The organism is Streptomyces sp. XY431 (assembly GCF_001279805.1).
Lineage (GTDB): Bacteria > Actinomycetota > Actinomycetes > Streptomycetales > Streptomycetaceae > Kitasatospora > Kitasatospora purpeofusca.
Window position 1 is genome coordinate 1 of the sequence record NZ_LGDO01000085.1, and the last position, 18,060, is coordinate 18,060.

Below are 18,060 nucleotides of genomic sequence, written 5' to 3' on the forward strand. Positions count from 1 at the left end.
GCCGGGGGGGGCAGGGGGGAGCCGGGCGCCCAGGGCGAGGATGGGGGGGAAGGCGACCGCCGAAACCCCCGCGACCAGCCCCCCCAAGACCGCGACCGCCGCGGCCCCCGCCCCTCCCCCGCTGAGCGCGCGCCGACGGTGGACCGTGCTCGCGGTCTGCGCGCTGAGCCTGTTCCTGGTCGGCCTGGACACCACGATCGTCAACGTCGGCCTGCCCGCGATCGGGCACGGTCTGGGCGTCGGCACCCGCGACCTGGAATGGATCGTGGACGCCTACACCGTGGTCCTGGCCAGCCTGCTGATCTCGGCCGGGGCCCTCGCGGACCGGTTCGGACGCCGCCGGGTCTTCCAGTGCGGACTGGTCGTCTTCGGCCTCGCCTCGCTGGTGTGCGCGCTCGCGCCCTCGGCCGGCGCACTGGTCGCGGCGCGCGCCCTCCAGGGGGTGGGCGCGTCGATGCTCAGCCCGGTGGCGCTGGCGATCGTGGTGAACGCGATGCCCGACCCCCGGGAGCGGGCCCGGGCGATCGGGGTCTGGGCGTCGGTGTTCGGGCTGAGCATGGCGGCCGGGCCGGTCACCGGCGGCGCGCTGGTGGCGGCCCTCGGCTGGCGCTCGGTGTTCTGGGTGAACGTGCCGGTGGTGCTGGCGGCCGTGCTGCTGAGCGTCCGTTTCCTGCCCGAGTCCCGCGCGCCCCGGGCCCGCCGGCCGGACCTGCCCGGCCAGCTCCTGCTCACCGTCGCGGTGAGCGCGACGGTGGCCGTGCTGATCGAGGGACCGCGGATCGGGTGGGGGTCGCCCTGGGCGCTCGCCGGGTACGCGGCGGCCGCGGCGGCGACCGCCGGGTTCGTGCTCGCCGAACGCGGCCGGGAGGAACCGCTGATGGACCTCGGGCTGTTCCGGCGGCCGGCGTTCAGTACGGCGGTGCTGGGCGCGGTGGCGGTGTTCGTCGCGCTGACGGTGACCCTGCTGCTCACCACCTTCCAGCTCCAGCACGCCCGGGGGTGGACGCCGCTGGCCGCCGGGCTGGCCTCGCTGCCGATGGCGCTGGGCGCGACCGTGTGCGCGCCGCTGTCCGGCGTCCTGGTGGGCCGGGGCGGGCCGCGCCGGCCGCTGCTGCTCGCGGCCTGGTTCACCACGGCCGGCGGGGCGCTGCTGCTGGCCCGGGCGTTCCTGGTCGACGACGCCCCGCACGGCGCGGGCGGCCTGTCCGGCACGGGCGGCCTGTCCGGTGCGGCCGACCTGCCCGCCCTGCTGCTCGCCCTGCTGCTGCTCGGTGTCGGCTTCGGCTTCGCGAACGCGCCGATCACCAACACGGCCGTCGGCGGACTCCCGGCGGACCGCGCGGGGGTGGCCGGGGCGATCACCTCGACGGCCCGCCAGCTCGGTTCGGCGGTGGGCATCGCGATCGCCGGCGGTCTGGTCGCGGGTGCGGCCCCGGCCGGCCTCACCGCCGCCTCCCGGGCCGGCTGGGTGGTGGTCACGGTCTGCGGCCTGTTCCTGCTCGTTGTCGCCCGCGCCGCCCGCCGCCGCTGAGCACCGCGGCGGCGGGAACGGCTGCCCGGGGCGGTGCGGAAAACCCTTCGCGCCGCGTCGGGGGCCCGTGTTAGCGTCGATCGGCGAGCCCGGCCCGATGGCCGTTCGAGCTCGCGCGAGGTCCGTCACGGAGACAGGGAAGGTGAATTGTGGTCGCGGTGACAGCCGCTGCGCACGTGCTGCGCGGCACCCGGACTGTACTCACCTCCCGGGTCCCGGTCTGACGCCCTTCGCTCTCCGGGGCCCCTTCTCCAAGGGACTCCCATGTCTTCTTCCCCGTCCTCTTCCCTGCCTTCCTTCTCCTGGCACACCCGGGTCGAGCAGCCCGGCGACCTCCCGGCCGTCCACGAGCTGACGGTCGCCGCTTTCGGGCGGCCGTCCGAGGCCGATCTCGTCGAGGCCCTGCGTGCCGACGAGGCATGGATCGACGGTCTCTCGATCGTCGTCACCACCCGGGCCGAGGCCGGCCCCGTCGGCCATGTGCTGCTCACCCGTGCCTTCATCGGCGACACCCCGGCGCTCGCGATGGGTCCGGTGTCCGTGCACCCCGACCACCAGCGGTCCGGCGCCGGCTCCGCCCTCGTACGGGCCGGACTCGACGCCGCCCGCGCCCGGGGTGAGCGGTTCGTGATCCTGCTCGGGCACCCGTGGTACTACCCGCGGTTCGGCTTCGGCCGGGCCTCGGAGCACGGCATCACGCTCACCGTCGACGCGCCGGACGAGGCGTGGATGGCCCTGAGCCTGGACCCGGCCCGGCACCCGCTGCCGTCCGGGACGGCCCGCTGGGCCGCCGCGTTCGGCATCGCGTAACACCTTGCCGGCGGCCCCGGGCCCGCCGGACCCCGGGCCCGCTACACCGGGCCCGCTACACCGGCGGCACCACCGTCGACGGGGTGCCGCCGGTCAGCTCCAGCAGTTCCCCGTACGTCATCGGCACCACGGTGTGCGGGTGCCCGGCAGCGGCCCACAGCAGGGTGTGGCCGGCGAGGGCGGTGTCCACGACCGTGCGCAGCGGCGCGGGGTGACCGACCGGGGCGACTCCGCCGATGGCCTGGCCGGTGGCCTCCCGGACCTGCGCGGCGCTCGCCCGGGTGATCGGGCCGGTGCCCAGTTCGCGGGCGAGATGGCCGGTGTCGACGCGGTGGGCGCCGCTGGTCATCACGAGCAGCGGCGCGCCGTCGCAGACGAACACCAGGCTGTTGGCGATGGCGCCGACCTCGCAGCCCAGGGCTGCGGCGGCTTCGGCGGCGGTGCGGGCGGAGTCCGGCAGGACGCGGACCTCGCCGGGCAGTCCGGCCTCGGCGAGTGCGTCGGCCACCGCCCGGCTGCGGACGGGCAGGCTGTCGTCGGTCATGGCACCATCCTCCCCCACCCGTCCCGGGGCCGAGCGGCGAGGCCGCGGTCCCGGCTGTGAACGCCGGTCGTGAACGCCGGCGGTGAACCTCCGCCGGGGGCCTTCCCGTTCTTCCTCCGACGGGCACGTCCCGACAGCGGGGCGAACCGGCGGCAGACACCGTCCGACCGGCCCGGGAGGGGTGTCGGAGCACCGCCGGGAGACCCTGTCCGGGCGTGAACCGCGTACTACCGCGATGTTAAGGACTTGTGTGTGCACTGCCCGAAGATCGAACGGGCTTTCACTCCTAACACACCGTATGACTAGTATCGCTTCGTCATAAAGCCCGTGCCCCGGACGGTCCGACCCTCGCAGGCCGACCGCCAGCCCCAAGGAGTCAGCTCTGCGCGCGCGTGCGAATCGGCGGCCCCCGACGCCGAAGGCCCCCCGCAGGCGTCGACCGCGCCTGTCGCTGCGGACGGCACTGCTCGTCCTGGCCCTCGTCCCCAGCATCGCCCTGGCCGCCCTCTGGGCGGTCACCAGCGGCGTGACCTTCTTCGACTTCCAGCGCCTGGCCGCCCAGGGCCTGCTGGCACAGAAGGCAGGACAGCCGTCCAACATCGTCTACTACAACCTCCAGGAGGAGCGCCGGCTCAGCGCCGAGGCGCTCGCCCGGCCCGGCAGCGTCACCGACCAGCTGAAGCGCCAGCGCCAGCTGACCGACGAGGCCGTGGAGAAGTTCCAGACCCTGTCCGGCGAGACCGCCGACAGCGCGCCCACCGAGGTGCGCACGGCCGTCGCCGAGGCCCGGCGCGCGATGGAGAAGCTGGGCGACCAGCGGGCCCTCGTCGACAAGGGCACCACCGACCAGCAGGGCGTCTACGCGTACTACACCGACCTGATCGCGGTCGACCTGCGGCTGTTCACCGCGCTCAGCCATGTCGACACCGGTGAGGTCACCTGGATCTCCAAGACCCTGGTCAACTCGTTCTGGGCCAAGGAGATGCTGGCCCGCGAGGACGCGATCCTGGCCCGGGGCTGGCCGTCCGGCAAGCTCAGCGCCTCCGACTACCAGCTCGTGCAGCAGGCGATCGGCGCCCAGGACCACCTGTTCACCGTCCAGGTCGTGCCCTATGTACCGGCCGGCGAGCGGGCCGCCTGGTCCGAGCTGATGAGCGGTCCGGCGTGGCAGGCCAAGGCCGCCGTCGAGCAGGCGCTCACCCGCCCGGCCGTCGCCGACGCCACCGGCACCGTCCGGCTGCCGCAGCTCCAGGACCAGTGGCGGCAGGCCGTCGACCAGGTCAACCCGCAGCTGGTGAAGGCCATCGAGACCCGTACCGAGGGCGTGGTCGAGGTCGGCAAGGGCTCGATCCTCTCGCTGCTCACCCGGGTCGCGCTGACCTCGGTGATCGGTCTGCTCGCGGTGATCGTCGTGGTCCTCGCCAGCTGGCGGCTGACCCGCTCGCTGCGCCGCCGGATCAACGACCTGCACGCCCAGGCGCAGGACATGGAGCACACCCTGCCCGAGGTGGTCGAGCGGCTGGCCCGCGGCGAGCAGGTGGACGTCGAGGCGGAGAGCCGGGCGATCACCGCCGGGGCGCACGCCCGCGGCGGCGACGAGCTGGCGCAGCTCGGCCAGGCCATGAACCTCGCCCGCACCTCCGCGCTGGGGGCCGCCGTCCGGCAGGCCGAGCAGCACCGGGGCTTCGAGCGACTGCTCCAGCGGATCGCCCGCCGCACCCAGCTGCTGATCGGTCAGCAGCTGCGCAAGCTGGACGCCCTGGAGCGGCGGCACGAGGACCCGGAGGTGCTGGAGGGCCTGTTCGACCTCGACCACCTGACCGCCCGCCTGCGCCGCTACGAGGAGAACCTGGTCATCATGGCTGGCGGCCAGCCGCAGCGGAAGTGGCGCAAGCCGGTGCCGCTGCTGGACGTGCTGCGCGCCGCGCAGGGCGAGGTCCAGGAGTACCGCCGCATCGTGCTGGACGTCGAGGGCCACCCGTGGCTCTCCGAGCGGGCGGTCGGCCCGATCGCGCACGTGGTCGCCGAGCTGATGGAGAACGCGGCGAGCTTCTCCAAGCCGCCGACGCCGGTCGACGTCCGGGCGGCCGTGGTCGGCCGCGGGCTCGCGATCGAGATCGAGGACCGCGGCCTGGGCATGGACCCGGAGCAGTACGACACGGCCAACGCCCTGATGGCCGCCGCGCTCGCGGACGAGGCGCCCCGTACGGACATGCTGGCGCGCGGCGACGACATCCGCCTCGGCTTCCACGTGGTGGCCCGGCTGGCGTCGGCGATCGGCCTGCAGATCGAGTTCCGGCCGTCGGCGTTCGGCGGGACCAGGGTGGTCGTGCTCGTCCCCGGCGAGCTGATCCTCGACGGCGACTCCGGGCTGCCGGACAACGCGGCGGTCACGCCGATCCCGCTCGCCCGGCGGCAGCGTCCGGCGGACCGGGCCCAGTCGCCCGTGCCGCTCGCCTCGGTGACCGAGATGCCCTCCCCGGCGGTCCCGGCCACGACGGAGCCCGTGCGGACGGCGGACACCACGACCTCGTCGGCGGTCGTCGCGGTGGACGAGGAGGAGGAGCGCGCGGCCCACACGGACGCCGCTCCGCACCCCGGCCAGGCCGGCGGCGACTGGTTCTCCGCCGGCAGCGCCCCCGTGGTCACCCCCGGCGCGGCCTCCGGCGCCCAGGCACCTTCCCAGGCCCAGGCGTTCGGGTACGTCGAGTACGTGCCCCCGTCGGACGACGAGCTCCTCGGCGCCCCGGTCCGAATCGACTTCGGGAAGCACGACGACGGCTTCGGCGAGCCCGACGGCTTCGGTGGCTCCGACGCCTTCGGTGCCCCGGACGCCTTCGGCACCTCCGACGCCTTCGACGCGCATGACGTCTTCGGCGAGCGCGGCGGCGCCTTCCCCGGCGTCGAGGCGGACGGCTATCTGCACCCGCCGGCCGAGCACGGCCAGCCGGTCGAGCACGGTTCGCCGGCCCCCGCCGAGGGCGGCCACGGCTACGACGGGCAGCCCTACGACACCTCCCCCCGCTCCGCCGGGGACGCCCCTCCCGCCTACCCGGACATCGCCTACGCGACGGTGATGCCCGCCGAGGCGCCGTACGCCGACGAGCAGTACCGGCCCGCCGACCACTACCGGCTGGCGGAGCGGCGGCAGCACGACGGGCAGCCGGCGAACCCGCTCCCCGGGTCCGCCGTCGCACCGGCCGACCCCCCGGCCGAGGCCCCGGGCGCCCCGGGCGCCCCGGGCGGCGGTCTCCAGCCGCCGCTGCCCCAGCGGGTGCGCCAGGCCAGCCTGGCCGCCGAGCTGCGCATCCCGCCGCCGCCCCGCACCCCGTACGGCGCGGCCGGGACGGGCACCGGAACCGGCTACGGACCGGGCTTCGGAACCGGCTACGGATCCGGCTTCGGGAACGCGACCGGCAACGCCCCCGGATCCGGGACCGCCGAGGGCCCGTTCCAGCGCCCGCCGCGCCGCTCCGGTGCCACGGTCGGCGCCTTCCAGCGCCAGTCCCGGGCCGCCCGCGGCCTCGGCACCGCGGAGGACCGGTCCCCCGCCGGCGGCCCCGCGGCCGGTGCCCTGCCGCCGGGGCGCGGCACCCTCCCCCCGTCCGGCCCGGCCTCCCCCACGGCCACCGGAACCCCGACTCCCGCGCCGGGTCCCTCCCCCTGGGCCCTCCCGGCCGCGGACCCCCGAACCACGAGGACGGAAGAGCAGTCATGAACCGCACCATCGCCACCCACCAGGACCTCGACTGGCTGCTGGACGGACTCGTCGACACGGTCCCCGGGACGAGAAGCGCCGTGCTGCTCTCCGACGACGGCCTGGTGGTCAGCCACTCCCGCACCATCGAGCGGTCCGACGCCGAGCGGCTGGCCGCCGTGGCCACCGGTCAGCAGAGCCTCGCCCGGGGCATCGGCCAGCTGTTCGACGGCGGCCCGGTCCACCAGGTGATCGTCGAGCTGGCCGAGGTCTGGCTGTTCGTCATCGCCGCGGCGCAGGGCACCCACCTGGCCGTGGTCGCCGACCAGGAGGTCGACGCCGAGGTGATGTCGGTGGCCATGCACCAGCTCGTCCAGCAGGTCGGCCAGAAGCTGACCACGCCGGTCCGCAGCGAGTTCGACGCCTTCGCCGCCAGGAACCGGGGGTGAATCCCCGGTGAGGCCGCACTGGAGCGAGCTGCCCGAAGAGGACGAGGACGACGACTACGGCGCGGGCACGATGGTGCGCCCCTACACCATCACCCGCGGCCGGACGGCGCCGGAGCGCGACGACCTCACCCTGATCACGCTGATGACCACGGTGGAGGAGCTCGCGGACCAGGCGCTCGCCACCCGGTCGTCCGGTCCGCGCGGGCTCCAGCCGGAGCACCGGCTGATCCTCGAACGGTGCCGCCGGCCGGCCGCGGTGGCCGAGGTGGCCGCCGGACTCAACCTGCCGGTGTCGGTCACCAAGATCCTCCTGGGCGACCTGATCGCCCAGGGAATGCTGTTGGCCCGGGCCCCGATCTCGGTGGCCCGGGCCGCCGGGGACGGCGGTCTGGACCTCGGGCTGCTGACGGCCGTACGTGAAGGACTCCGGAGGCTCTGAACCATGGCACCATCCGCACCTCGCCCCTCCTCTCCCTCCTCCTCGCCCTCCTCCCACGCCCCTGCCACCGCCACCGCCGTCGCCGCGGCCGTCAAGATCCTCATCGCCGGCGGCTTCGGGGTCGGCAAGACCACCCTGGTCGGCGCGGTGAGCGAGGTCGCGCCGCTGCGCACCGAGGAGTACCTGACCCGCGCCAGTGAGGGCGTCGACGACCTGGCCGGGGTGGACAACAAGGAGACCACCACGGTCGCCCTGGACTTCGGGCGGATCACCGTCAACCCGGAGCTGGTGGTCTACCTGTTCGGCACGCCCGGACAGGAGCGCTTCTGGTTCATGTGGAACGACCTGGTGAACGGCGCGCTCGGCGGCGTCGTGATCGCCGACACCCGCCGGCTGGACACCAGCTTCGCCTCGATCGACTTCTTCGAGAGCCGGGGCATCCCGTTCGTGGTCGCGATCAACTGCTTCCACGGCCACAACACCCGGACGGCGGACGAGATCCGGGCCGCCCTCGACCTCGACCCGCAGGTCCCGATGCTGATCGGGGACGTGCGGGTGCGGTCGTTCGGGCGGGACCTGCTGCTCGCACTGGTCGACCACCTCATGGAGCTGTCGGCCGGCGCGCCGGTCCGCTGAAACGTTTCCCCACCTCTCTCCCACCACACCTTGGAGCACCCCGTCATGACCCCACCCCTGCGCGTCCTCGTCCACGGCGGCGGCATAGGCGGCCTGACCGCGGCCACCGCCCTCGCCCGCCGCGGCCACCGGGTCGACGTCGTCGAGCTGCGCGACGCCCTGGAGGCCCTGGGCGTCGGCATCATCCAGCCGTCCAACGCGCTGCACGTGATGCGCGAGATCGGTGTGCTGGAGCAGTGCCTGGCAGCCGGGTTCGAGTGGGAGGTGCTCACCATCTGCGACCCGACCGGCGGCATCCTCGCGAAGATCCCGCAGCCGCGGATGGACGGGGCGCCGTCCAACAACGGCATCCCCCGCCCCGCGCTGGCCCGGGTGCTGGGCGAGGCCGCCACCGCCGCCGGGGCGACCCTGCGGTTCGGCACCACGATCACCGAACTCGCCGACGAGGGCGAGCAGGTGGCGGTCACCCTGAGCGACGGCAGCAGCGAGCGCTACGACCTGGTGGTCGGCTTCGACGGCATCGGCTCGCCGCTGCGCAAGCGGCTCTACGGCGAGAAGTACGCGCCCGAGTACACCGGCTTCGCCAACTGGCGTGTCACCCTGCCGCGTTCGCCCGAGGTGCAGGGTGTGGTGATGTCCACCGGCAACCTCAAGGCCAAGGCGCTGCTCACCCCGATCAGCGACGACCTCATGTACCTGGGCTCGGTGTTCGCCGAGGCCGAGGACTTCCGGCCGGACCAGGAGCAGGCCCACGAGCAGCTGCGCGAGCGGCTGGCGGGCTTCGGCGGGCCGATCGCCGAGGCGCTGGCGCAGGTGACCGACCCGGCCGCGGTGGTCTACTCGCGGATCTCGCAGGTCACCGTCGAGGAGCCGTGGCACGTCGGCCGGGTGGTCCTGGCAGGCGACGCGGCGCACGCCTCCACCCCGCACCTGGCCCAGGGCGCGGCGATGGCCGTCGAGGACGCGCTCGTCCTCGCCCAGAGCCTGGACGCGGCGGAGACGGTGCCCACCGCGCTGGCCGCCTGGGAGGAGCGCCGCCGGCCGCGCGCCATGTGGGTGCAGGCGCTGTCCCGGGCGATCCTCAAGCAGGAGACCGGCACGCCGACCACCCCGGAGGAGGACGAGCTGCTGAAGGTCGGCATCCCGGGCGCGGCGCACTTCCTGGTGAAGCCGTACTGACGGGCTGACAGGCCGACTTACCGACTCTCCGCCGGCCGCCGGCCGACCGCCCTCGGGCGTCGGCCGGCGGCCGGCGCGCCGGTGACCGCGTGCCGGCGGGCCCAGACCGCCGCCGAGACCCGGGCGAGCAGCCGGGCCGCCGGATCGTCCTCCGCCCCGTCCGCGCCGGAGGCCAGCGGGCCGGTGTAGCAGACGGCCAGCAGGTACGGCGGGCAGTCCTCGGGCCGCACCAGCCCCACGCAGTGCCGCGCGCCGGGGATCCAGCCGTTCTTGAACGCGACCCCGGTCCCCGGCGGCAGCCCGGCCGCGAGGTCGACCCGGAACGCGTTGCGCTCCAGCAGCGCGAGCAACTCCGGCTCCCCGGCCAGGGACTGGAGCAGCCGGACGAGGTCGCGGGCCGTCACCCGGTTGTGCAGGCCCGCGTCCCGCGCCGGGTAGTCCTCGATCCCGCGCGGACTGCCGCTCCGGGTGGCGCCCGCGCGCCGCCAGACCTCCGCGACGGCCTGGTGACCGGCCCGGGCGAGGCAGAGGTTCGTGGCGAGGTTGGACGAGTGGGTGATCATCCGCTCGGCGAGCAGGCCCAGCGGCGCGGTGCCGCCGAGGAGCCGCCACGGGACGGGGTCGCTGTCCCGGTCCGGATCGTTGGCGAACTCCCCGCCCGCCCGCGACACGAAGGAGTTCACCACCGGCACGGCCTCGTCGAGGTCGGCCCCGGCGCGGTGCAGGGCGGCCAGGACGGCGATCTTCATCGTGCTCGCGGCGTCGTGCGGCTCGTCCCCGCCGCGCTCGAACACCGGCTCCCCGCCCCAGGGGGCGACCACTACCGACAGCATGCCCGCCACCGTGCCCACCACCACCCGCCCCGAAACCGACCGACGGCGGCCGGGTCACCCTCGGCCGGGCCCGCGGCGCCACCGACGCGCCGCCGACTCGTCAGCCGCGATCGGCGCTCGCGGCGGGACGGTGCCCGTGCCCGTGTCCGCGCCCGTGCCCGTGCCCGTGCCGGTGACCGGGCGGCCACGGCGGGCGGGGCTTCGCGGGGGCCAGCCGGACGGCCGGGAGCCGGGAGGTGTCCAGCGGCGTCCCCGGCCCGGCCCCGGCGGCGAGCGCGGCGAGGTAGTGGGCCCGGGGCTGCGGGGCGGCGCCGAGGGAGCGCACGTGCGGGGAGTCCCACTGGGCGTCGAGCAGCCGGCCGCCGACGGCGGCGAAGCGGGCGGCGAGGTCGGCGACCGCGACCCGGGCGGCGTCCGGGCGGCGGTGGAACATCGAGTCCAGGCTGAGCACCGGCCCGACCGCGATCCCGAACACCCCTCCGACCAGCTCCCCCTCCTCCCACACCTCGACACTGTGGGCCGCGCCCAGCCGGTGCAGGGCGGTGAGCGCCTCCCGCAGTTCCCGGGTGAGCCACGGGGGTTCGCGGCCCTCGGCGCAGGCCGCGAGCACCTGCTCGAAGGCGGCGTCGGCGGTGGTCGACCAGTCCAGCCGGTTGCGCAGCAGCCGGGAGAGCTTGCGGCCGAGGCGCACGCCGTCGGCGGCGAGGACGGGGCGGGGGTCGGGCGACCACCAGGCGAGCGCGTACGGGTCCGCGTCCGCGGGCCCCGGCAGCAGGGCGATCCGGCCGGCCTCCACCGCCTCCTCGTGGCGGGCCTCGTTGAAGGCGCTCGCGTAGTCGTCGGCGGCCGGGAGCGGGAACAGCCCGTGCCGGTAGGCGGCGAGCAGGGTGCCGGGCGCGAGGTCGCCGCCGAACGCCGCCGGTCCGTCGGCGGGGGCGCCGGCCACGTCCACCGTCGCGAAGAGCTCCTCGGGGGTGGTGGCGGTCATCGGACCGCCCCGAGCGGCGCGGTGCCGACCGGCGGGGAGAGGAAGCCCTCCGCCGTCAGCCGGTCGAGGTAGAAGTCCAGCAGGCCGCCGTCGACGGCGGGCAGCACCACGCCGCTGCCGGCCAGGGCCTGTTCGGTGTTGGCCCGGTCGAAGCGCGGGAAGGTGGGGCGGAAGTACATCTCGCTGATGGACAGTTCGGTGCCGGGCACGCGGTCGACGAAGAGCGGGACGAACGGCGTCATCGGGTGGGTGGGGTGCCCGGCGGCGAACCGGACCAGGCCCTGCACCCACTGCTCGTACGGGACTTCGTCGACGGGGTGGCCCCGGGCGCGCAGCCGTTCGGCGAGTTCGGGGAGGTCCGCCGGGCCGGGCGAGGTCAGGTGGTAGACCTCGCCGATGGCGGGTGCATGGGTGACGATGTGGCAGATCGCGCGGCTGAACCGGTCGGCCGGAACGAAGTCGAGCGGCAGCCGGACGGCCGGGCAACTCCCGCTCTCGGCCATGTACTTGATCAGCGCGCACATCTCGGTGCCGGTGTTCATCACGCCGGTGCGGAGGTCGCCGGTGACGTCGTTGGTGCGCAGCACGGTGACCGGCAGCCCGGCCTCGGCGGCCTGGTGCAGGAGCTGTTCGGCGACCCACTTGCTCTCGACGTAGCCGACGGCGAGCCGGTCGGCGTGGGCGAGCGGGGTCCGTTCGGTGACCTCGCCGATGCCCGCCGCGCCGAAGCCCGCCACCACGGCGAGGGTGGACAGGTAGTGGACGGGTATGCCGCGCGAGTGCCCGGCGAGCCGGACGATCTCGCGGGTGCCGTCGACGTTGGCGCCGCGCAGCTGGTGGTAGGGGTAGATGAAGTTGACCTGGCCGCCGAGGTGGTGGATGGCGTCCAGGGTGTTGGCGAGGTGTTCGAAGCGCTGCTGGGTGAGGCCGAGCAGGGGTTCGGCGAGGTCGCCGACGAGCGGGACGACGCGGCGGTCGGCGAGGTCCTGGCGGAGGAAGCGCTGCTGGGCGGCGCGGAGGCGTTCCAGGGCGTGTTCCTCGTCGGGGGCGCGGACCAGGCAGTGGATGCGGGCGTCGGTGGTGTGCAGCAGGGCGTCGAGCAGGTGGGCGCCGCAGAAGCCGGTGGCGCCGGTGAGGAGGATCTCGGTGGGTTCGGCGCGGGACGGCGCGGGGCTCCAGGACTGCCGGACGGGTGTGTCGAGGCGGGCTTCGGCGACCCAGTCGACGGCGGCCTCGCCGCTGCCGTCGCGGTCGCTGCCGTCGACGTCGTCGCCCGTGGGGTCCTGGGCCCGGGCGGTACCGGCGGCCCGGGCCGGGCCGCCGGTGCGGGCCGCGAGGGTGTCGGCGGCGAAGGCCCTCAGGGTGGCGTCGCGCAGCAGCGAACGGGTGAGGAAGCGGATCCGGGTGACGTCGATGCCGAACATGATCCGGGCACGGGCGAGCATCTCCATGGCGAGCAGGGAGTTGCCGCCGAGGTCGAAGAAGTCGTCCTCCGGTCCGACCTCCTCGACGCCGAGGAGTTCGGACCACAGCTGGGCGACGCCCGACTCAAGGGCGGAGCCGGTGCCCCCGGCCGGGGCCGAGCCGTTCGGCGAAACTGTGCCGACCCCGACCCCGACCCCGACCCCGACCCCGGCGCCGGCCCCGACCCCGGACCCGCGCGCGGCTCCGGCCCGGCGCGCGCCGATCGGGTCGCCGCCCCCGGCCGCCTCCTGGCCGTCCCGCCGCTGCAGCTGCGGCCGGGCGTCGGGCAGCCGGCGGCGGTCGATCTTCCCGGCCGGGGTGAGCGGCATGCTGTCGAGGAGCACGAAGTCCGCCGGGACCATGAAGTCCGGCAGCCGTTCGGCCAGGTAGGAGCGGATCCGTCCGCGCCGGGCGTGAGGCCCGGACAAGGCGCGTTCGGTGAGCGTGTAGTAGGCGATGAGCACGCGGCTGCCGTCGGCGCTGCCGTCGGCGGCGACCCGGGCCTGCCGGACGTCGGGGTGGGCGGCGAGCACGGATTCGACCTCGGCGGGGTCGACCCGGTGGCCGCGGACCTTCAGCTGGTCGTCGAAGCGGCCGAGGATCTCCAGGTTGCCGTCCGCCCGCCAGCGGCCGGCGTCGCCGGTGCGGTACATGCGCTCCCCGGGCTCGGGCGCGTACGGGTCCGGCAGGAAGGTTTCGGCGGTCAGCCCGGGCGCCCGCCAGTAGCCGCGGGCCAGTCCGGGGCCGCCGAGATAGATCTCGCCCTTCTCACCGGGCGGCACGGGGCTGAGCCGGGCGTCCAGCAGGTGCACCCGCACCCCGGGCAGCGGACGCCCGATCGGGACCGGCGCGGCGGACGGATGGCCGGGACCGGCGTGCTGCGCCCCGGGCTCCAGCGCCTCCGGCGTGAGTTCGCAGAGCGTGGAGGTCACGGCGGCCTCGGTCACCCCGTAGGCGTTGACCAGCCTGACCCCCGGCAGCCGCTCCAGGCAGGCCCGGCAGTCGTCGGCGTGCACGGTGTCGCCGCCCACGATGATCAGCCGCAGGCCCTCCGGCGCGGGCCCGCCCGGCGGGAACAGGCCGAGCAGGTGGTGCCAGTACGCGGGCGTGAGGTCGGCGACGGTCAGCCGCAGCTCGCGCATCCGGTGGGCCAGCTCGGTGGGTGCCCAGGTGCGGGCGCCGCCGAGCACCAGGGTGGCGCCTGCGGCCAGGGTCGCGAAGACCTGCTCCAGCGAGGTGTCGAAGCCGAGTGCGGCCAGTTGGAGGACACGGTCGTGCGGAGTGAGCCCGTAGGCGTGGACCACCCGGCCCAGGGTGAAGACCAGCGAGCGGTGGGTGACCGGCACGCCCTTGGGGGTGCCGGTGGTCCCCGAGGTGTAGATCAGATAGGCGAGGTCGTCCGGGCCGGCCGGGTCCCCGCCCAGCTCGGTTCCCTCGTCCCCTCCCACCTCGGTTCCCTCGTCCCCGCCCCCGTCCGGCGCCACCGCCCGCACCCCCGGGAAGGCCCGTCCGTCCGCCGAGACCACCACCTCGGCCCCGCAGTCCTCGACCAGCCGGGCCAGCCGACGCCGCGGATGCGCCGGGTCCAGCGGCAGGAAGGCGCCGCCCGCCTTGAGCACGCCGAGCAGGGCGGTCACCAGGTCCGCGCCGCGCTCCAGGCAGACCGGGACGACCCGCTCCGGGCCGACGCCCAGGCCGCGCAACACGCCCGCCAGCCGGTCACTGCGGGTGTCCAGCTCACGGTAGGTGAGCGTCTCCTCGTCGGTGACCACCGCGAGGGCGTCCGGGTCGTGCGCCGCCCGGGCCCGGACCAGCCCGTGCACGGTGTCCGCGCGGCCCGTCGGACCGGCGCCACAGGCGCCAGCGGCGCCGCTGCCGCCGCTACCGGCGCCACGACCGTCGACGGAAGCCCCGGGGCCGCCCGGGCCCAGGCCGAGCCCCGGCGCACGCCACTCACGCTCGACGTAGCGACGGCACTCCGCCCGTTCGGCGGGCCCGAAGACCGTCCGCCATCCGCCCGGGACCGTGAAGTCCCCGGGCCAGATCGTATACTGACCGTCCTCGTTGACCAGCACGGCGTGACGTCCGGAGCCCGCTCCGGCACGTACTCCCCGTGCGCTGTCCACTGCTTCATCCACCGGCTTGACCTCGTGCTGTGGCGGCAGAATGCTGGGAGGTGCGACATTTCCGACTATACGCACTCAAGGCCCATTTCGAACGTTCGACCGGACCACCCCGGCCCGGCCCGGGCGCTCGCGAGCCCCTGCCCGGAAATCCCACCACCCGTCACCACGGGTGTCCAGGGTGATGTCGCGGAGGAGGTAGCTCGTTGACACGTCGGCGCCAACGCCTGATGGCCTGTTACCTGGCGTGGATGGTGCTGTTCACCGGCATCTACTACGCCAATCCCTCTCAGCGGATCATCTGGTGGACGGGCATCGGCCTGGGCGGCGTCGCCGCCATCGTGGTCGGCGTCCGCCTCAACCACCCCTCGCACGCCCGCTACTGGTACCTGCTGGCGCTCGCCAACCTCAGCTTCACGGCGGGCGAGGTGGTCCAGGTCATCCAGATGCAGTTCCTGCACCTGGGCAGCCCGTTCCCGTCCATCGCCGACGGCTTCTACCTGGCCGAGTACCTGCTGTACGCGGCAGGCGTGTTGGGCTTCATCCGCTGGCGGACCGCGCATCAGGACCGGGCCAGCCTGCTGGACGCGCTCATCCTCACCATGGGTCTGGCGCTGCTGGTCTGGATCTACCTGATCCTCCCCTACGCGCGGAACCCCGACCTCGGCTGGTTCCAGAAGGCCGTCTCGATCGCCTACCCGCTGGGCGACGTCGTGGTGCTGGCCCTGCTGCTCCGTCTGGTCGTGCCACGCGGCGGCGTCAGCCGCTCCCTCCAACTGCTCGCCGTCGGCACCGTCGGCCTCCTGGTCTCCGACATCGCCTACGGACTGATCGTGCTGCACGGCAACTGGCACATCGGCACCCCCGTGGACTTCGGCTGGGCCGCCTTCTACACCGCCTGGGGCGCGGCCGCCCTGCACCCGTCCATGGTCGAGCTGACCAGACCCATCCCCAGCCAGCAGCCGGACCTCAGCCCCGGCCGGCTGGCCCTGCTCACCGCGGCCTCGCTGATCGCGCCGACCATCCTGATCATCGAGGCCGGCGCGGGCAACACCAGCAACGCCGGGGTGATCGGCGCCTTCTCCGCCGTGATCTACCTGCTCGTGCTCGCCCGGCTGGCGGTCGTGGTGCGCGCCCGCCGCCAGGCCGTCGCCAGGGAACGCGCCCTGCGGGTCGCGGGCTCCGCCCTCACCTCGGCCGTCACGGTCGAGGAGGTCGCCGACGCCGTCCAGGCCGCCGCCTCCACCCTGATGCCCACCGAACCCGGCCATGTGGCGCTGCTCGCCGTCACCGAGGGCGGCGTCCTGCACGTGCGGCACGCCGAGCGCGGCGCCGACCGCCACCTGCTCGGCGCCGAGCACGAGTCCGACGAGGTGCTCGCCCTCGCCGCCTACCGGGAGACCAGGCTGCTGTCCGTCGAGGACATCGGCAACGGCCTCGCCACCCGGCTGAACGGCATGCCGAGCGCCCTGCTGTGCCCGCTCACCCTGGCCGAGCGCCCGTCCGGGGACCCGCTGATCGGCGCCCTCATCGTCACCGGCACCGAGCAGGAGCTGGCCAGCCTCTGGGGTTCGCTGGAGATCCTGGCCGGCCAGGCCGCGTTCGCCGTCGAGCGTGTCATGCTGAGCCAGGAGATCACCCGGCGGGACAGCGAGGCCTACTTCCGCACCCTGGTGCAGAGCGCCAGCGACGTCATCCTGATCCTCGACTCCGACGACTCCGTCCGCTACGCCTCGGGCTCCTCCGCCGAGCGCGTCCTCGGCTACCCGAGCCTGCCCGGCACCCTGATCACCGACCTCGTCCCGACCGAGGACAGCCGGTCGGTCGGCAAGGCGCTGGCGCGGATGCGCAGCCGGGACTCCAGCCTCGCCGCCTCGCGCCCCGGCCGTTCCGCACTGGACTCCCAGCGCGACCACTGGCGGCTGCTGCGCGCCGACGGCACCCCGATCGAGGTCGAGGTGCACTCGAACGACCTGCGGGCCGATCCGACGGTGGACGGGCTGGTGCTCACCCTGCGCGACGTCACCGAGCAGCGGAAGATGGAGCGCGAGCTCACCCACCGGGCCTTCCACGACTCGCTGACCGGCCTGGCGAACCGGGTGCTGTTCCTGGACCGGGTGAGCCACGCGCTCTCCCGGGGCGAGCGCAGCGGGGCCGTCACCGGGGTGCTCTTCCTCGACCTGGACGACTTCAAGATGGTCAACGACACCCAGGGGCACGCGGTCGGGGACGAGCTGCTGATCGCCGTCTCGCTCCGGGTCTCGACGGCACTGCGCACCTCGGACACGGCGGCACGCCTCGGCGGCGACGAGTTCGCGGTGCTGGTGGAGGACGCGCTGGCGCCGGCCGACGTCGGGGCGCTCGCGGACGGCGTGCTGGCGGCGTTCGCCGAGCCGTTCCGGCTGAGCGCGGGCGCGGTGCGGGTGTCGGCCAGCATCGGGGTGGCGACGACGGAGGACAGCGTGGACGCCACCGAGCTGCTGAGCCACGCGGACCTGGCCCTGTACTCGGCGAAGTCGGCGGGCAAGCGGCAGTGGTGCCACTACCAGCCGTCGCTGCAGGCGGGCCTGGTGGCGCGGCACGAGCTGAACGAGAACCTGGACACCGCGATCGCCGAGTCCGCGTTCCGGCTGTACTACCAGCCGATCGTCGACCTGGCCTCGGGGGCGCTGGTGGCCTTCGAGGCGCTGGTGCGCTGGCCGCACGACCGGCGCGGCATGGTGCTGCCGGACGAGTTCATCGCCCTCGCCGAGGAGAGCGGCCAGATCGTGCCGCTCGGCGCCTGGGTGCTGGAGCGCGCCGCCCAGGAGACGGCCGCCTGGCACGCCGCCAGCTCCGCCGCCCGCGCCGCCGTCGGCCTGCCGCCGCTGCGGGTCAACGTCAACGTCTCGGCCCGCCAGTTCCGCGACCCGGGCTTCGTGGACGTGGTGCGCGGCGCGATCCGCTCCTCCGGGATCCCGCCGCAGTCACTGGTCCTGGAGCTCACCGAGTCCGTCCTGATGCGCCGGGACGACCGCGTCCACACCGATATGCGCACCCTGGGCGACCTCGGCGTCGGCATCGCCATCGACGACTTCGGCACCGGCTACTCCTCGCTCTCCTACCTGCGCGAGTTCCCGATCTCGATCCTGAAGATCGACAAGTCCTTCATCGACGGCCTCGGCCACTCCCAGCAGCAGTACGCCCTGGTGGAGGGCATCGCGAGGATCGCCGACACCCTGGGCGTCCAGGTCATCGCCGAGGGCATCGAGCACACCGACCAGCGCGACCTCCTCGCCGCCATGGGCTGCCCCCTCGGCCAGGGCTACCTCTTCGCCCGCCCCCTCACCCCCGACCAGGCCCGCACCTTCATCGAACAGCACACCGC

General features: G+C 74.7%; 12 protein-coding genes and 1 pseudogene. 8 read left to right on the forward strand and 5 right to left on the reverse strand.

Annotated features, from left to right (window positions below):
• Nucleotides 1–145: 145 nt before the first annotated feature.
• Together ADK60_RS11885 and ADK60_RS11890 are read left to right on the forward strand one after the other, a co-directional pair.
• On the forward strand, nt 146–1,531 hold the full coding sequence (locus tag ADK60_RS11885; RefSeq protein WP_234371043.1) for an MFS transporter: 1,386 nt from the start codon (nt 146–148) through the stop codon (nt 1,529–1,531).
• 264 nt (nt 1,532–1,795) lie between these two features.
• Nucleotides 1,796–2,341, forward strand: a complete 546-nt coding sequence (locus tag ADK60_RS11890; protein WP_053645505.1) for a GNAT family N-acetyltransferase — start codon at nt 1,796–1,798, stop codon at nt 2,339–2,341.
• A gap of 55 nt (nt 2,342–2,396) precedes the next feature.
• Here the strand turns inward: ADK60_RS11890 and ADK60_RS11895 are convergent, their stop codons facing one another.
• Complete coding sequence (locus ADK60_RS11895) at nt 2,397–2,885, reverse strand: YbaK/EbsC family protein (protein ID WP_053645507.1); 489 nt, start codon at nt 2,883–2,885, stop codon at nt 2,397–2,399.
• Nucleotides 2,886–3,411: 526 nt separating this feature from the next.
• Here ADK60_RS11895 and ADK60_RS11900 point away from each other — a divergent pair.
• Genes ADK60_RS11900 through ADK60_RS11920 form a run of 5 tightly spaced genes read left to right on the forward strand, consistent with a single transcriptional unit; the run spans nt 3,412 to nt 9,285 of the window.
• The gene (locus tag ADK60_RS11900) at nt 3,412–6,603 is read left to right on the forward strand and encodes a sensor histidine kinase (RefSeq protein ID WP_053645509.1); all 3,192 of its coding nucleotides are present in this window, start codon (nt 3,412–3,414) and stop codon (nt 6,601–6,603) included.
• The gene (locus ADK60_RS11905) at nt 6,600–7,031 is read left to right on the forward strand and encodes a roadblock/LC7 domain-containing protein (protein WP_045941106.1); all 432 of its coding nucleotides are present in this window, start codon (nt 6,600–6,602) and stop codon (nt 7,029–7,031) included. Before ADK60_RS11900 ends, ADK60_RS11905 begins: the two co-directional genes overlap by 4 nt.
• Before the next feature lie 7 nt (nt 7,032–7,038).
• Entirely contained in the window at nt 7,039–7,470 is a 432-nt protein-coding gene (locus ADK60_RS11910) for a DUF742 domain-containing protein (RefSeq protein WP_391383129.1), read from the forward strand.
• 3 nt (nt 7,471–7,473) lie between these two features.
• A complete protein-coding gene (locus ADK60_RS11915) occupies nt 7,474–8,106 on the forward strand; it encodes a GTP-binding protein (RefSeq protein WP_079008279.1) in 633 nt (210 codons plus the stop codon).
• A gap of 45 nt (nt 8,107–8,151) precedes the next feature.
• Nucleotides 8,152–9,285: an FAD-dependent monooxygenase gene (locus ADK60_RS11920; RefSeq protein WP_053645511.1), complete on the forward strand. Its 1,134-nt coding sequence runs from the start codon at nt 8,152–8,154 to the stop codon at nt 9,283–9,285.
• A 17-nt stretch (nt 9,286–9,302) separates the two neighbouring features.
• Here the strand turns inward: ADK60_RS11920 and ADK60_RS11925 are convergent, their stop codons facing one another.
• The 4 genes and pseudogenes from ADK60_RS11925 to ADK60_RS48075 form a co-directional block, all read right to left on the reverse strand.
• Nucleotides 9,303–10,118, reverse strand: a complete 816-nt coding sequence (locus tag ADK60_RS11925) for a serine hydrolase (protein WP_053645520.1) — start codon at nt 10,116–10,118, stop codon at nt 9,303–9,305.
• A 100-nt stretch (nt 10,119–10,218) separates the two neighbouring features.
• Nucleotides 10,219–11,106 carry a leucyl/phenylalanyl-tRNA--protein transferase gene (locus tag ADK60_RS11930; RefSeq protein ID WP_063783124.1) on the reverse strand — a complete coding sequence of 296 codons (888 nt, stop codon included), beginning with the start codon at nt 11,104–11,106 and terminating at the stop codon, nt 10,219–10,221.
• The gene (locus ADK60_RS11935; RefSeq protein WP_234371044.1) at nt 11,103–14,393 is read right to left on the reverse strand and encodes a non-ribosomal peptide synthetase; all 3,291 of its coding nucleotides are present in this window, start codon (nt 14,391–14,393) and stop codon (nt 11,103–11,105) included. The genes ADK60_RS11930 and ADK60_RS11935 overlap by 4 nt, the downstream gene beginning before the upstream one ends.
• 135 nt (nt 14,394–14,528) lie before the next feature.
• A pseudogene (locus ADK60_RS48075) lies at nt 14,529–14,771 on the reverse strand (MbtH family NRPS accessory protein); the annotation flags it as partial.
• A 128-nt stretch (nt 14,772–14,899) separates the two neighbouring features.
• On the opposite strand from ADK60_RS48075, the gene ADK60_RS46410 reads away from it, so the two are divergent.
• Nucleotides 14,900–18,060: putative bifunctional diguanylate cyclase/phosphodiesterase (locus ADK60_RS46410; protein WP_159400400.1), on the forward strand; the 3,161-nt coding region annotated here is incomplete at its 3' end.